General features: G+C 49.0%; 12 protein-coding genes and 1 other RNA gene. 6 read left to right on the forward strand and 7 right to left on the reverse strand.

The window, feature by feature from the left end:
* Nucleotides 1-29: 29 nt before the first annotated feature.
* The 4 genes from gatA to garD all read right to left on the reverse strand — a co-directional run bounded on the left by gatA (nt 30) and on the right by garD (nt 4583).
* Nucleotides 30-494 carry a PTS galactitol transporter subunit IIA gene (gene gatA / locus ACLJQD_RS00690; protein WP_000080445.1) on the reverse strand — a complete coding sequence of 155 codons (465 nt, stop codon included), beginning with the start codon at nt 492-494 and terminating at the stop codon, nt 30-32.
* A 14-nt stretch (nt 495-508) separates the two neighbouring features.
* The gene (gene gatZ / locus ACLJQD_RS00695) at nt 509-1780 is read right to left on the reverse strand and encodes a tagatose-bisphosphate aldolase subunit GatZ (protein WP_023181568.1); all 1272 of its coding nucleotides are present in this window, start codon (nt 1778-1780) and stop codon (nt 509-511) included.
* A gap of 119 nt (nt 1781-1899) precedes the next feature.
* Complete coding sequence (locus ACLJQD_RS00700; protein ID WP_000469979.1) at nt 1900-2754, reverse strand: tagatose bisphosphate family class II aldolase; 855 nt, start codon at nt 2752-2754, stop codon at nt 1900-1902.
* A gap of 257 nt (nt 2755-3011) precedes the next feature.
* Nucleotides 3012-4583 carry a galactarate dehydratase gene (gene garD / locus ACLJQD_RS00705; protein ID WP_001273722.1) on the reverse strand — a complete coding sequence of 524 codons (1572 nt, stop codon included), beginning with the start codon at nt 4581-4583 and terminating at the stop codon, nt 3012-3014.
* Nucleotides 4584-5112: 529 nt separating this feature from the next.
* Between garD and garL the strand changes: the two genes are divergently transcribed.
* The 4 genes from garL to rnpB all read left to right on the forward strand — a co-directional run bounded on the left by garL (nt 5113) and on the right by rnpB (nt 8449).
* The gene (gene garL / locus ACLJQD_RS00710) at nt 5113-5883 is read left to right on the forward strand and encodes a 2-dehydro-3-deoxyglucarate aldolase (protein WP_001057715.1); all 771 of its coding nucleotides are present in this window, start codon (nt 5113-5115) and stop codon (nt 5881-5883) included.
* A 25-nt stretch (nt 5884-5908) separates the two neighbouring features.
* Nucleotides 5909-6799 carry a 2-hydroxy-3-oxopropionate reductase gene (gene garR / locus ACLJQD_RS00715; protein WP_000178106.1) on the forward strand — a complete coding sequence of 297 codons (891 nt, stop codon included), beginning with the start codon at nt 5909-5911 and terminating at the stop codon, nt 6797-6799.
* Between the two features lie 97 nt (nt 6800-6896).
* Nucleotides 6897-8042 (forward strand): glycerate 2-kinase, encoded by a 1146-nt coding sequence (gene garK / locus ACLJQD_RS00720; RefSeq protein WP_000706459.1) that lies wholly within the window; start codon nt 6897-6899, stop codon nt 8040-8042.
* Nucleotides 8043-8074: 32 nt separating this feature from the next.
* Nucleotides 8075-8449, forward strand: an RNA gene (rnpB, locus tag ACLJQD_RS00725) — RNase P RNA component class A.
* A gap of 683 nt (nt 8450-9132) precedes the next feature.
* Here the strand turns inward: rnpB and ACLJQD_RS00730 are convergent.
* Nucleotides 9133-10602 carry a HEPN domain-containing protein gene (locus ACLJQD_RS00730; RefSeq protein ID WP_017441481.1) on the reverse strand — a complete coding sequence of 490 codons (1470 nt, stop codon included), beginning with the start codon at nt 10600-10602 and terminating at the stop codon, nt 9133-9135.
* 128 nt (nt 10603-10730) lie between these two features.
* Nucleotides 10731-11309: a recombinase family protein gene (locus ACLJQD_RS00735; protein ID WP_017441482.1), complete on the reverse strand. Its 579-nt coding sequence runs from the start codon at nt 11307-11309 to the stop codon at nt 10731-10733.
* A 257-nt stretch (nt 11310-11566) separates the two neighbouring features.
* Between ACLJQD_RS00735 and ACLJQD_RS00740 the strand changes: the two genes are divergently transcribed.
* Complete coding sequence (locus ACLJQD_RS00740) at nt 11567-12211, forward strand: hypothetical protein (RefSeq protein WP_017441483.1); 645 nt, start codon at nt 11567-11569, stop codon at nt 12209-12211.
* Nucleotides 12212-12418: 207 nt separating this feature from the next.
* Here ACLJQD_RS00740 and ACLJQD_RS00745 read toward each other — a convergent pair whose 3' ends face one another.
* The gene (locus ACLJQD_RS00745; protein ID WP_026080905.1) at nt 12419-13009 is read right to left on the reverse strand and encodes a hypothetical protein; all 591 of its coding nucleotides are present in this window, start codon (nt 13007-13009) and stop codon (nt 12419-12421) included.
* Between the two features lie 214 nt (nt 13010-13223).
* Here ACLJQD_RS00745 and ACLJQD_RS00750 point away from each other — a divergent pair, with 214 nt between their 5' ends.
* A complete protein-coding gene (locus tag ACLJQD_RS00750; protein ID WP_024137325.1) occupies nt 13224-13433 on the forward strand; it encodes a hypothetical protein in 210 nt (69 codons plus the stop codon).
* Nucleotides 13434-14178: the final 745 nt, after the last annotated feature.

Genomic DNA, 14178 nt, shown 5'->3' on the forward strand with positions numbered 1-14178 from the left:
GGGTATTCCTCATTATTATCAATTTATTATCAAACCTGGACGCACTGCTCAGGCTCAAGGATGGTTTCCTGAAAGCGTATCGCCAGTTCGGCATCCGGCGCGCTTAACAGGGCATCGAGGGTGCTCGGGTTCTGTAGCTCACTAAACAGGCGGCGCAGAAGTTTTAGCTGTGCCGCCGGGTTTTCAACGATTAAGGCGATGATTAACGAAACGGCAATCTCTTCGTCATCATCCGCCTGTTGAAACATGACCGGCTTATCTGGACGAATCAGATAGATAGCGGGTGATTTCGCATGAACCGCCTCGCAATGAGGGATAGCGACGGCGTGACGCTCCAGCGCAATGCCGGTAGGAAAAGACGCTTCACGTTCCACCAGCGCCTGCGGATAACTATCATGTACCACGCCTTTCGCCAGCATCTCTTTGCCAATGTGCGCCAGCGCCTGTTGGCTCGAGTCGAATGTGATTCCGGTTCGGACAAATAGTTGGCTCATAAATTCTCCATTATTCAGGCGACATCCGGCGTGCAACCGAAGCGATAAGCGCGCAGAACATCCTGAATTTTGTCAATAATCAGGTTATGCGGCGTGGGGGTGAGCACGCCCTCAGACAGACGTTCAAACTGTACGGGCATAAACTGGCTAATTAATCCCAGCGGCAATGTGACGTTATTCAGATTGGCGATTAACTTCTCTACGCTTTGACGAATACGCGGGTGCGGCCAGTAATAGCGAATACGGTCAGACAAACTAAAGTGGATGTCGACCATCGCCTGGCTCCAGGTTGGACGGTAGTATTTTTTCCAGTAGCCCGGTTCGTTTAGCATAACTTCATCAATGACCTCCAGTACCCGACTACGTTGTTCCGGGGAGATCAGCTCGTTTTCCATTTGCGCAAGTGCGAAAATGGCTTCGCGCAGCGCGAAAGTGAGCGCCGGGCCGACCTTCAGAATGGCGTAATGATCGCGTACCAGCGCACGGTAGGCCTGTCGCGTCTGATAATCAGTCGAATGCGCTTCATAGACCATCGGCGTTTCTTTTATCCAGTCGGAAAGCGCTTTAGCGGCCTGCGGTTGATAGTGGATAATCTGTGTATGGTCGAATTCTACGCCCGGCTGTACGACAATCGCGATAACCCGGTTTAATGCCTCATCCAGCCCCAGGGCGCGAAAAGCAGCCTGATGCGTTTGCAGCGTGCGGGCCGCATCCTGTTCGCGGGTAACATGCACGGCGTTAATGGCGCTGGCTTCCCCGCCCGGAACCGGAACTTCAGTGCCGATAACATAAGTTAAATGGCGTTTTTGTTCGTTGGTCGCCGTCGTTTCCGCTGCCTGGCAAAGCAGGGCGGCGCGTTTAGCGACAACCATTGGGTCCAGCGGCGTCGGGTCGTCAGCGCAGGACATAGAGGCATCAAGATGGATTTTGCTAAACCCGGCAGCGACGTAAGCCTTAATGAGTTCGACGGATTTTTCCATCGCCGTATCTGCAGGTTCGTTTTGCCAGCAGTTAGGTCCCAGGTGATCGCCGCCTAAAATAAGCCGTTCTCGTGGAAAACCCACTTCCTGGGCGATGCCATAGACAAAATCACGAAAGTCAGCCGGTTTCATGCCGGTATAACCGCCAAACTGATTAACCTGGTTAGAGGTCGCTTCGATCAGAACTTTGTTCCCGCTATTCAGATCAAAACGTAATGCGGATTCAATCACCAGCGGGTGTGCTGAACATACGGAACAGATCCCTATCTGTTCTCCTGCTTTGTGACGAGAAATTATTTCTTTCACTTCTGGCTCCGATATCTTTTGTTTATCTTCATAATATTTTTGGTTTGAAGGCAAAGGATAATAATGGCTTTCGTGATCCAGCTATGAAAACGCCCTTTGCCGTGCTAAATCCGGGGGCTTTAGAGCTTCCCTTCACAACCGCAGTCGGCAATCACTTTACGTACAACCTCTTTCATGGCCGCTTTCGCCGGGATCATGTAATGGCGGGGATCGCTGGCCTCTGCGTGTTGCGTTAAATAGTTTTTAAGCGCGCCGGAAAAGGCGATTTTAAGCTCGGTCGCGACGTTAACTTTGCAGATGCCCAGCGAAATAGCGCGGGTAATATCGCGGGTCGGCAGGCCAGAGGCGCCGTGAAGGACTAAGGGGACATCAACCCGCTGACGAATTTCCGTCAGTCGTTCAAAATCAAGTTTTGGTTCAGCGGTGTAGAGGCCGTGAGCGGTGCCGATAGCAATGGCTAACGAGTCGATACCCGTTTTTTCTACAAATTCCCGGGCCTGTTCCGGATGGGTATAAAGCGCATCTTTACCGTCAACGATAAGATCGTCTTCCTGCCCGCCGAGACGCCCAAGTTCAGCTTCAACGCTGACATCGTAGCGATGACAGTAATCAACCACGCTTTTCACCAGCGCAATATTGTCGGCAAAGGGGAAATGCGACCCGTCGATCATGACCGAGCGTACCCCGGCGGCGACTTTCATTTTGATGTCGGCCAGTTTTTCATGATGATCGAGATGTACCGCGAGAGGATGGTTCCAGCTTTTCGCCAGTTCTGCGGCGATGGCCACGATATTACCGACGCCTGCGTAGCTAAAGGTGCCTGGCGTACCGGCGACAATCAGCGGAGAGCGCAATTCTGCGGCGGTTTCCACCACCACTTGCAATGTCTCCAGGTTGTGGATGTTAAACGCCGGCACAGCATAGCCTTCCTGCTGCGCCTTCTTTAGCATTGTTCTGCCTGAAATGATAAACATCCTTCCTCCGAAATCTTTCGTTTGTTTTCTTTGAAAGAATTTATAGGCTTTCGGAATGTTTTTTTGTGATTTTGATCTGATAAATGAAAGTTTCGAAATAAAATGGAAGTTATCGAAAGTCAGGAGTAAAAAAAGCATGTCGGGCAGACATACTTCAGGCTACAGACTAAGGGCGAAAAAATACCGGGTAGCGCTGGCGCTTACCCGGTCTACAGATTATGCGGTTATACCCTGGTCAGAGAATGGCATCGCCTGGATCAGGTCACTGGCGCCGGGTTAAATATCGCCAGTTGGTTATGTAGGCCCCACTGATCTGAGAAAGTCTTTTTCCGGCCGCTGGCGACATCGAGAATAAAGTGAAATAGCTTCCAGCCCACATCTTCGATTGTCTCTTCACCCGTGGCGATGGTGCCTGCATTGATATCCATTAAGTCATACCAGCGGTTCGCCAGCTCGGTACGCGTCGCCATTTTAATGACCGGCACCGCCATCAGCCCGTACGGCGTGCCGCGTCCGGTGGTAAAGACCTGTACGGTAATGCCGGAAGCGACCTGCTGCGTGCCGCAGACGAAATCGCTGGCGGGCGTCGCGGCGTAAATCAGGCCGCGTTTGGTGGGGCGCTGGCCCGGCGACAATACTTCGACAATGGCGCTCTTACCCGATTTAGCGATAGAGCCCAACGCTTTTTCCACGACGTTCGCCAGGCCGCCTTTTTTGTTGCCAGGGGACGGGTTAGCGCTGCGATCGGTTTTCCCCATATCAAGATAGTTATCGTACCAGGCCATTTCATCCAGTAGGCGTTTACCCACGGCTTCGTTGATGGCGCGCGGCGTCAGAAGATGAATGGCATCGCGCACTTCGGTGACCTCCGAGAACATGACGGTCGCGCCGCAGCGTACCAGCAGATCGGAAGCATAACCCACCGCCGGGTTTGCCGTGACGCCGGAAAACGCATCGCTGCCGCCACACTGCATCCCGACGACCAGCTCGGAGGCCGGGCAGGTTTCGCGCTGGCGCTGGTTCAGTTTCGTCAGATGGCGTTCGGCGACCCGCAAAATATCGTCGACCATTGATTTAAAGCCGACATGCTGCTCGTCCTGTAAACGCACAATACTGGCGCTTTCAACGGCGATGGCGGGGACATCCTCGGTGCCTTCCAGCAGTCGTTCCGGCTGCAGTTTTTCGCAACCGAGGCCAATCACCATCACTTCGCCGCCAAAATTGGGGTTGAGCGCGATATTATGAATCGTGCGAATCGGCACGACCGCCGCCGGCGCGTTGATTGCCACGCCGCAGCCGTACAGATGGTTTAGCCCTACAACGCCATCGACATTCGGGTATTTGGGCAGCAGATCGCGCTCAATTACTTTCACCACATAATCGACCACGCCCGCCACACAGTGCACGCTGGTGGTAATGCCAAGCAGATTTTTGGTGCCGACGCTGCCATCGGCGTTACGATAGCCCTCAAACGTGTAGCCTTCCAGCGGCGGCAGCGGTTCCGGTACTTTGGTCGCCAGCGGTAGCGTATTCAGCGGCGGCGCTTTTGGCAGTTCAACCAGCGACTCGTCGATCCAGCTTCCGCGCGGGATGTCGCGTACCGCATAACCGATGACTTCGCCATAACGGATGATTTCGCCGTGAGCGGGGATATCCGTCAGAGCGACTTTATGGCCTTGCGGAATATGTTCAGTCAGTTCCAGGCCATCCGGAAAACGTGTTCCGGCTTTAAGACCGTGGTCATTAACAATAATTGCGACATTATCGGTTTCATGTACTTTTATATAAAATGCCGATGGCGATTCCTGGCGAATTTCGATATTGGCCATTGTTCAACATTCTCCAGCCTGGATGATAGAAATAGGATTATCTATTTTGGTTATGGTTAAATCATTAAATCTCAATATAAGAAATAAAGTTCATGCATAATGAAATAAGAATGACAGGAGTATAAATATAAGAATGTGATCCAGATCACCGCAAATTATGAAATTTTTTATGCAGGCCGGGTAAAGCGTAAATGTGTGCATTAGCGCCCAGTATCATGGGCGTATGCTCAAAAATAAGCGTTAAATAATCCCTTTTTAATGAGCGTTTGCACAATGATTATCCGCCATAGGCTGTTTATACTGAATGGCGAATTCAGTGTATCTGACGAGTTATTTGAAAATACCATGATAATAATAAAATACGATAAAGATATCAGAACGGTATATTGTGCTACAGGATGTGTACCACATTAGAAATAGAATGCGGAGACCCATTCTGATTTCAGATAAGCATTTTATTGTCGTTGCTATAAGTTATGGTGGCGGCATCACATGTAGAGAATTAAAGAAATAAGCGAAGGTATAAGCGATGAATAACGCTATTTTCCCGAATAAGTTTAAAGCGGCGCTGGCGGCGCAACAGGTGCAGATTGGCTGCTGGTCTGCACTGGCAAGCCCAATCACCACCGAAGTTCTTGGTCTGGCGGGATTTGACTGGCTGGTGCTGGATGGCGAACATGCGCCGAACGATGTGACCACCTTAATTCCGCAGTTAATGGCATTGAAAGGCAGCGCCAGCGCGCCTGTGGTACGTGTGCCAACCAATGAACCGGTCATTATCAAACGGATGCTGGATATTGGGTTTTATAACTTCCTGATCCCCTTTGTTGAAACGCAAGAGGAAGCGGCTCGCGCCGTCGCCTCGACGCGTTACCCGCCGGAAGGCATTCGCGGCGTCTCCGTTTCTCACCGCGCGAATATGTTCGGTACGGTGCCTGATTACTTTGCGCAGTCGAACAAAAACATCACCATTATTGTTCAAATCGAAAGCCAGTTGGGTGTCGACAATGTTGATGCCATCGCCGCAACGGAAGGCGTTGATGGCATTTTTGTCGGCCCAAGCGATTTGGCCGCCGCGCTGGGTCATCTCGGCAATGCTTCTCACCCTGACGTGCAGCAGACGATTCAACATATTTTCGCCCGCGCTAAAGCGCACGGTAAACCGTGCGGCATTCTGGCGCCGGTAGAGGCGGATGCCCGCCGTTATCTGGAATGGGGCGCGACCTTTGTCGCCGTTGGCAGCGATTTAGGCGCCTTCCGCGCCAGCACGCAGAAGCTTGCCGACACCTTTAAAAAATAATCCTGGTATGGAAAGAGAGAACGCTATGACGATGAAAGTTGGTTTTATTGGCTTAGGCATCATGGGTAAGCCCATGAGCAAAAACTTACTGAAAGCAGGGTATTCGCTGGTGGTGTCCGATCGTAATCCTGAAGCGATTGCTGACGTCATTGCCGCAGGCGCGGAAACGGCCTCTACGGCGAAGGCGATCGCTGAACAGTGTGACGTCATCATCACGATGCTGCCTAACTCTCCGCATGTGAAAGAGGTTGCGCTGGGCGAGAACGGTATCATCGAAGGCGCGAAGCCGGGAACCGTATTGATTGATATGAGTTCTATCGCGCCGCTGGCAAGCCGTGAAATCAGCGATGCGCTGAAGGCGAAGGGCGTTGAGATGTTGGATGCGCCGGTCAGCGGCGGCGAGCCGAAGGCGATTGATGGCACGCTGTCGGTGATGGTGGGGGGCGATAAAGCCATTTTCGACAAGTACTACGACCTGATGAAAGCGATGGCGGGTTCCGTGGTGCATACCGGCGATATCGGCGCAGGCAACGTCACAAAACTGGCTAACCAGGTGATCGTGGCGTTGAATATCGCCGCCATGTCTGAAGCGCTGACGCTGGCGACTAAAGCGGGCGTCAACCCGGATCTGGTCTATCAGGCGATTCGCGGCGGTCTGGCTGGCAGCACGGTACTGGATGCGAAAGCGCCGATGGTCATGGACCGAAACTTTAAGCCAGGTTTCCGTATCGATCTGCACATTAAAGATCTGGCGAATGCGCTGGATACCTCCCACGGCGTTGGCGCGCAGCTCCCGCTGACCGCCGCCGTTATGGAAATGATGCAGGCGTTACGCGCGGATGGACACGGTAATGACGACCATAGCGCGCTGGCGTGCTACTACGAAAAACTGGCGAAAGTGGAAGTCACTCGCTAACGACGTTGTGCCCGGATGGCGTGTAGCGATCCGGGCCTGAATTTCAGGCTGGATAAGTGAAACGCCATCCGGCGTTGTGCAGTAACAGGCTACCACTATGAAAATCGTAATTGCCCCCGACTCCTATAAAGAAAGCCTTTCTGCCGCCGAGGTAGCGCAGGCGATAGAAAAAGGATTTCGGGAAATTTTCCCCGATGCGCAATATGTCTCTGTTCCGGTTGCCGATGGCGGCGAAGGAACGGTCGAAGCTATGATTGCCGCGACGCAGGGCGTTGAACGCGCCGCTTGGGTGACCGGGCCGTTGGGTGAAAAAGTGAAAGCCTGCTGGGGAATGTCCGGGGATGGTAAAACCGCGTTTATTGAAATGGCGGCGGCCAGCGGACTGGCGCTGGTTCCGCCAGAAAAACGCAACCCTTTGATTACTACCTCGCGGGGAACGGGGGAGCTGATATTGCAGGCGCTGGAAAGCGGCGCAAGCAATATCATTATCGGCATTGGCGGCAGCGCGACAAATGACGGCGGCGCAGGGATGATGCAGGCGTTAGGCGCAAAACTGCGCGATGCAAACGGCGCGGATATCGGTTACGGTGGCGGAAGCCTTCATTGTCTAAGCGACATTGATATTTCAGAGCTCGATCCCCGTTTAAAACTCTGCGCTATTCGTGTCGCTTGCGATGTCTCTAATCCTCTGATCGGCGACAACGGCGCATCACGAATTTTTGGGCCGCAGAAAGGCGCGACCGAAGAGAACATTGTTGAGCTGGACAGAAATCTTGCTCACTATGCCGACATCATAAAAAAATCGCTGAATGTCGACGTAAAGACGGCACCCGGCGCAGGCGCGGCAGGCGGTATGGGGGCGGCGTTAATGGCTTTTCTCGGTGCGGAATTACGCAGCGGGATCGAAATTGTCACGGCGGCACTGAACCTGGAGGAGCATATCCACGACTGTACGCTGGTGGTGACGGGAGAAGGGCGGATTGATAGCCAAAGTATTCGCGGTAAAGTGCCGATTGGCGTCGCAAATGTGGCGAAAAAATATCATAAGCCAGTAATTGGCATTGCCGGCAGCCTGACGCACGATGTAGGGATAGTACATCATTATGGCATCGACGCTGTCTTTAGCGTACTCACGCGCATCGTGACGCTGGAGGAGGCTTTTCGGGGCGCTTTTGACAATATTTATCGGGCATCCAGAAATGTTGCTGCCGCTCTGGCGATAGGAATGCGCAGCGCAGGGTGACAAAGTCGCGCGAACCCACTATACTGCGCGCCGAAGCTGACCAGACAGTCGCCGCTTCGTCGTCGTCCTTTCGGGGAGACGGGCGGAGGGGAGGAAAGTCCGGGCTCCATAGGGCAGGGTGCCAGGTAACGCCTGGGGGGGAAACCCACGACCAGTGCAACAGAGAGCAAACCGCCGATGGCCCACGCAAGTGGGATCAGGTAAGGGTGAAAGGGTGCGGTAAGAGCGCACCGCGCGGCTGGTAACAGTCCGTGGCACGGTAAACTCCACCCGGAGCAAGGCCAAATAGGGGTTCATAAGGTACGGCCCGTACTGAACCCGGGTAGGCTGCTTGAGCCAGTGAGCGATTGCTGGCCTAGATGAATGACTGTCCACGACAGAACCCGGCTTATCGGTCAGTTTCACCTCATTCTAAAACAATACGTTGGTGTGCCTCAGCCCTTCCTGGGTGAAAATGTGACACAGACTGTGATACAAACGAGGCACACCAACGGTTGTTCCATCCCGAATATCCTAAAGCGTGGCAACCGTTACTTCCTTCATTTCCGACTACCTTCAGGCGGCTTTTTTCTCATTTCTCTGGGTTGCGATTCAGCCAGTAGGGCAAGGTTTATATCTTCCCGTCTCACTATGTTCATTTCTCTTGTAAAATCGTCCAAGATGGAGTCAGCCCAACCAAACGGATTTCATATCTTGCCAAGAATCGCGGGAAGTATTCTAATGGTAAAGGGCAGAAAACATTCTCTGCGTCGAGGGTAAAATTTAAGACGGCTAATACGCTGCATTAGAATCCTTCACAGGAAGCTCTGTATTATCACACATTACCTATATAGTAAAACCCTCTCAGGGAGCTACACGGACTGCTTGGCAGACTGCTTTATACATCACCTCGACTTGCATTTAAATTACTAAGCATTATTCTCAATCATGCTTAGCAAATGACCTGAGGGCTGCCGCTCACATCGGCGTAGCCCTTTTTGTTTTCTCAGTTTATCCCTTGGATAATCCGCGATATTATACAAAAGTATAACAAAAATAATGTAATTAAGAGCACTAAACAATCACTACGTACTTTAGTCAGCACTAGCTTTCACTTATGAAATCCCGCAGCATCTACCAGCCAATCTAAACCCTCAGCACCAATACGTTTCATTATTTCTTCTAAGGCGAGAGCATCTGGATTATCAAACGCATTTTGCATCATTGAATACAGCTGAGCAGAACAGAGAAGGCACATCCTGCTCAGTGATGAAGCAAGGCAAATACTTTCATTTGCTTCATCTTCGGTCTGATATATCTCTCCATGAACCAAAATAGAACGGGCTCTGTATACTTTGAGGGCCTGATCGTAGACTTGGTGATCGCCGTCACAACCGAATGCGTCCAGAATATACTTGATTCTTCCTGCAAATACTTTAGTGCGTCCCGACTCAAATTTTCCGAAGAACAATCGCTCAATTGCAGATACGTACTTAACAATACTCGAAGACGGGTTTGAATCCGTTGCCGCGTCTCCAAACCAATTAATAGCATCAATGAGACGTTGATGGAGATGATTGGTTTCTATGGGATTGACTATTGGTAACAAGGCAGAACCAAGGATTTCTAACTCTAAATCGCATTTCATCAATGCCTTATACCAATTGATTATCCCGACAGGTCCTAAAGAATTAGCGCCGACACTTGCGTGAATTACACCATCCGCGTCAGAGTATAAATGAGCTGTATTTAAGGCATTACTTCGAGACCATGCTAGTCTGATTTTCCGAGTTGGTTCAGCTCCCAAGAGGATACGGATAATATGAATTGCCAATTCAGTTGCTTGGATGGCCCGTTCTTGAGAGGTCACTTCGTCACAATCAGTGACTTTAATACTTGCAACCCACGGATAGTCTTTATATATCTTGATAGCGCGTTTCTGAAATTCTCCAACAAATTTTCTTGATTCATCTGGGGTGGGCACATTCTCTCGAAAGAATCCTTGAGTGATCGCAGAAGTTACACTCTTAATATGAGCATTCGTGTTTATATCAACGCTATGTCTGAACACTGACTTTTTGTCCCTGAAGAACATGGCGTTTTGAGTGAATGTGACTGGACCAACGGTAAACTCTGTAGGAGCATCATCGCCGAAGAGTACGCATGGTAGGTAGTGTTCCCTGACTACGAGCTTATTTCTTAAAATTGCCAAAGCATCTTGGAGAACCATCATCGCCGTCTCCTGATTAGCTTCACGTGCTTCCTGCAATACCTTTGATACAAAAGCATCAGTTACGGCTTTTCTTGCTTGTTGGCTACTTACGCGACGACCTAGGCAGGTGTCCAATTTAAGAGCCAAATCTGCAAGTTCACCTAACTTGTTCCATGCGATAGAACCACACTGGAGGTTACCATTTCCTTTCGGATGGGGGATTTGGCAGAAAGCCTCTCTGGGATGTTTGCGTAAGTAGGCCATCAGTTCATTGGGCGGCATTTTTGCAAATCGAAGGAGTTGTCGATTAATAAATTCAATACATTTCAACGCTCGTTTAGCAATATTTTCTTTCGTCACTGCGTTCATTTGATAAATATACACTCCACTGAAAATGACCTGAGTATGGATTAGATGCGAAAGAGGTGTAATTTTAAGCTATATTCACGGCTAAAATATATCAGCAACAGTACAATCCAGTAGATTTTATAGCTATATTATTCCGCTACGATGTTCCAGTTCCGCTTTATGGTTGGAAGGCTTACACCTAATTCAAGAGCTGCTTTGGACTGGCTCAAACCTTTAGCTTTGGCTCTTTGAACACGTTCTCGTGTGTCTGTAGCAACAGGACGGCCTAACCGTTTTCCTTCCTGTTTTGCACGATCAAGACCTTCTTTGGTTCGTTCTATTATTCGGGATTTTTCGAACTCAGCGAAAGCAGAGAACATTTGTAGCATTAACTTTCCTTCTGCACTCGTGAGATTACGAACGGGCAGATCCAATGAAACAACTTCAATGCCACGCTTAACAAGCATATCAATAGCTTGTTGTACGTCTATGTTATCACGGCCCAAACGGTCTAGTTTGAGCACGATAAGCCGATCACCTGACTCCAGCTTGTGATTTACCATATCGGCAAAAGCTTTACGCTTCATTGCCTGTACCCCACCGGAAACAACTTCCGACACTACACGGTTATCGAGTACATCATAACCCGCCTGACGGATCGCTATGATTTGGTTTTCGGTCGCTTGCTCGCTGGTGGACACACGACAATATGCAAAAGTACGGCTCATAACATCCTCTCAAGTGGTATCAAAAACGGAACGTTTTACGATACCAATCTATCTCCTACAAATCTGGTATCAATAAATTACCATATTGACTTAAAGATACCAGCGATCAATTATGATTCAATTGTTGATACCAAGTACATTTCCTCCTCCACCTGCCAAAAATACCTCAACGCACTATTAACTAAATGTGCCAACTACTTACCTCTAGACTTGCGTGATAGCATGTACCTGTCATGTTCAACTGAGGTGCATTATCAATGAGCTATCCCCACCGCTTTATGAATGGCGAAGAAGACAAAACGGAAGAAATAATAAACACCATCCTTCGCTTCGGAATAAAAGAGGAAATGCTTACCAGAATTAGCGGGCTGCTGATTTTGCAACTTTACGGTTCTTTCATATCCAGAAGCGAAAACCCGTTCATTATCGTTGATGAAATTTCTTGCCTGGAAGGCAATCCTTTACGGGGCGAAAGCAGAACCAAACCACCAACAATGTTTAACCGGAAGCCTTATCTTCGGGGACTATGGCACAAGCACTATCACAGTGCTGGTATAGATGTTATGGCTAGGAATATACAAATCGCCCTGAAAAATTACGGTTTACCGCGATTAGAAGCAGAGGTTGAAAAAGTTATTGAATCAGGTGAAGAACGGTATTTTACAGCCGAAGATGCGGCCCTGATCGCCCATGAGGCTGTGAAGGAGAATTGGTTGCGACGCTCCAACGAACAAAAAATCACTGGACACTGGATTATTTATGCCATCCATGAAGGTAAAAATTACTATCTGAGCCTTGGTCGGCACACCGATGATGAGGCGGAACTTCGGCGGCAAATCGAAACCGCGTGCCTGTACCAGTTCCCTTTTTTGTCGGACATACTTTGCCCTGTTACGGATTAACTTTAAACGTTACTCGTCTCAATCACTAACACCCGTTACAGATATTTGCCAAAGATCCAGTGCGGCTATTGCGATCAGAGAAAATCCGTTAGGCCGTGCTGAGGATGCGACTGTGATATTTGCACCGCTGGCTGTGTACAAGGTGGGGGGACTTCGCGGACCCGCTCTGCGGAGGGGCGGGGGGATGACTCCCCCTGTGTCGGTCAACTACTCAAGCAAACCACTCAACGGCGCTAACGTCACGTAAATGTAATTGTCATCGCGTTCTTCAATGGTGATGGGCATATCAATGCCATTACTCAACACCGCTTTCGCTCGATAGTTTTTGTCTGAAACCTTCTTCACGTCCTCCACAACCAGACACTTCACCTCACTCCCCTTGTCTTTGAATATTGAAGTCGTAATCTCACACGCGCTCGTCTTTAGTGCTTCGCTGTTATCCCAAACAACGGCAATGGAGGAGCAACCCAACGCAATTGCAATATATGCGAGGAACCACGCCCATCGTTTACTCAAATTTTCGCCAGCAGCTTTAACCCTGCCGTAAACGTAAAGAGGTGGAAAAACCATAATCCCCAGAGCCGACCCGACAAATTGTGGTTCGGATTCGTAGCCAGCCTTAACCATCTCCTTTTGGTCGAAAATCATACAGGCGATGGCGGTTACATAAAAAACAGCAAGAGCGGCCTTATCATTCATGGTGAGAAAGTAAGTAGCCGGGAACAGTAGCGGGATTGCCATGTAGAGATAGAAGTACAGATTCTTTTTTTTCAGTTGGTTAGTAGTCAAAGCCATCATCCTTTCATGCTGTGATATAGAACTTTCAGGTTTTCACACCGACTTGGAGTTGTAAAACAAAACGGCAAAAGCCAATCCACATTCAATTGGTTAAATCGATATAAATTTTAAAATCGATTGTTAAAATTGATTAATGTGATTACTATAATTGCCTGTGCGAGAGAAGGCTACTAAATAGTCATGATTGATGAACAATGACATTGAGAGGTTAGGGGTGAAAGGTAATCTATTGATATTTTGCAGTTTATTGTTGTCGTTCAGCGCCAATGCAGGGCGTATAACCATGCGTAACCCGGAACAGACCACCACAGAGAATAGTCGTACCCTGTGCGTCTACTCAAACAGCATTTACACGTTTACTTACATCACCAAGTCGAAGCACTGTCCATACAGTAGGACTTTCGATACTGTTGATAGGGAGTAAGATCTTAGGACTTCTGTTGCGATACAAAATGCGATACAGTCTGCGACACAACACAATCTAAGCGCTGTAGATACCTAGCGTATAGTTGAACGAAGCCGCCTTATCGGTCAGTTTCACCTCTTCATGCAAAAACCCGTCAGTGTAAGCTGGCGGGTTTTTGCTTTTACAGGGCGACAGGATGAATGACTGTCCACGACGCTATATCCAAAAGAAAGCGGCTTATCGGTCAGTTTCACCTCTTCATAAAACCCGTCAGTGTAAGCTGGCGGGTTTTTGCTTATCAGGCCGGTGAGGGGTATAGAGGTTCCAGAAGACGCCAGCGTCACCATTCGGCAATTAATTGACAGCCGTGGTGACATAATATTATTCGTTTTTGTGATGAGAAACACAAAACGCTATAGACTGCGCTCTTTTTAGTTGAAGTGAAAAGCAATCGATTTCTTTCACAAAATTACATCCTGAAAAACAGCAAGAAAGCGGTGTAAATTATTTGTTGTAAATGAAAATTAAATGTATGAAATATTTTGGTTAAAATTTTATTAAATGTTTCTTTACAAACAAATAAGGTAAAAAAATGTGACGCGTAACGGTTTTTAAGCGCATTTACCTCCGGTTTATACTTAAATTTGAGAAATTACACTTTAAATTTAACGCTGGAATTGTCGATAAAATGTCCCGTAATTGATTGAAATATCGTCTTCACAGGACGTCGAAAATAGGAGGTAAAATAGACTGGTTATCGCCA

The organism is Salmonella sp. SAL04214, from assembly GCF_046550615.1.
In the GTDB taxonomy this organism is placed as follows: Bacteria; Pseudomonadota; Gammaproteobacteria; order Enterobacterales; family Enterobacteriaceae; genus Salmonella; species Salmonella enterica.

What these genes read in the sequence shown, in the direction of transcription:
- gatA (WP_000080445.1), bottom strand. Translation starts at nt 494, where the DNA reads ATGAGCCAACTATTTGTCCGAACCGGAATCACATTCGACTCGAGCCAA.
- ACLJQD_RS00700 (WP_000469979.1), bottom strand. Translation starts at nt 2,754, where the DNA reads ATGTTTATCATTTCAGGCAGAACAATGCTAAAGAAGGCGCAGCAGGAA.
- garD (WP_001273722.1), bottom strand. Translation starts at nt 4,583, where the DNA reads ATGGCCAATATCGAAATTCGCCAGGAATCGCCATCGGCATTTTATATA.
- garL (WP_001057715.1), top strand. Translation starts at nt 5,113, where the DNA reads ATGAATAACGCTATTTTCCCGAATAAGTTTAAAGCGGCGCTGGCGGCG.
- garR (WP_000178106.1), top strand. Translation starts at nt 5,909, where the DNA reads ATGACGATGAAAGTTGGTTTTATTGGCTTAGGCATCATGGGTAAGCCC.
- garK (WP_000706459.1), top strand. Translation starts at nt 6,897, where the DNA reads ATGAAAATCGTAATTGCCCCCGACTCCTATAAAGAAAGCCTTTCTGCC.
- ACLJQD_RS00730 (WP_017441481.1), bottom strand. Translation starts at nt 10,602, where the DNA reads ATGAACGCAGTGACGAAAGAAAATATTGCTAAACGAGCGTTGAAATGT.
- ACLJQD_RS00735 (WP_017441482.1), bottom strand. Translation starts at nt 11,309, where the DNA reads ATGAGCCGTACTTTTGCATATTGTCGTGTGTCCACCAGCGAGCAAGCG.
- ACLJQD_RS00740 (WP_017441483.1), top strand. Translation starts at nt 11,567, where the DNA reads ATGAGCTATCCCCACCGCTTTATGAATGGCGAAGAAGACAAAACGGAA.
- ACLJQD_RS00745 (WP_026080905.1), bottom strand. Translation starts at nt 13,009, where the DNA reads ATGATGGCTTTGACTACTAACCAACTGAAAAAAAAGAATCTGTACTTC.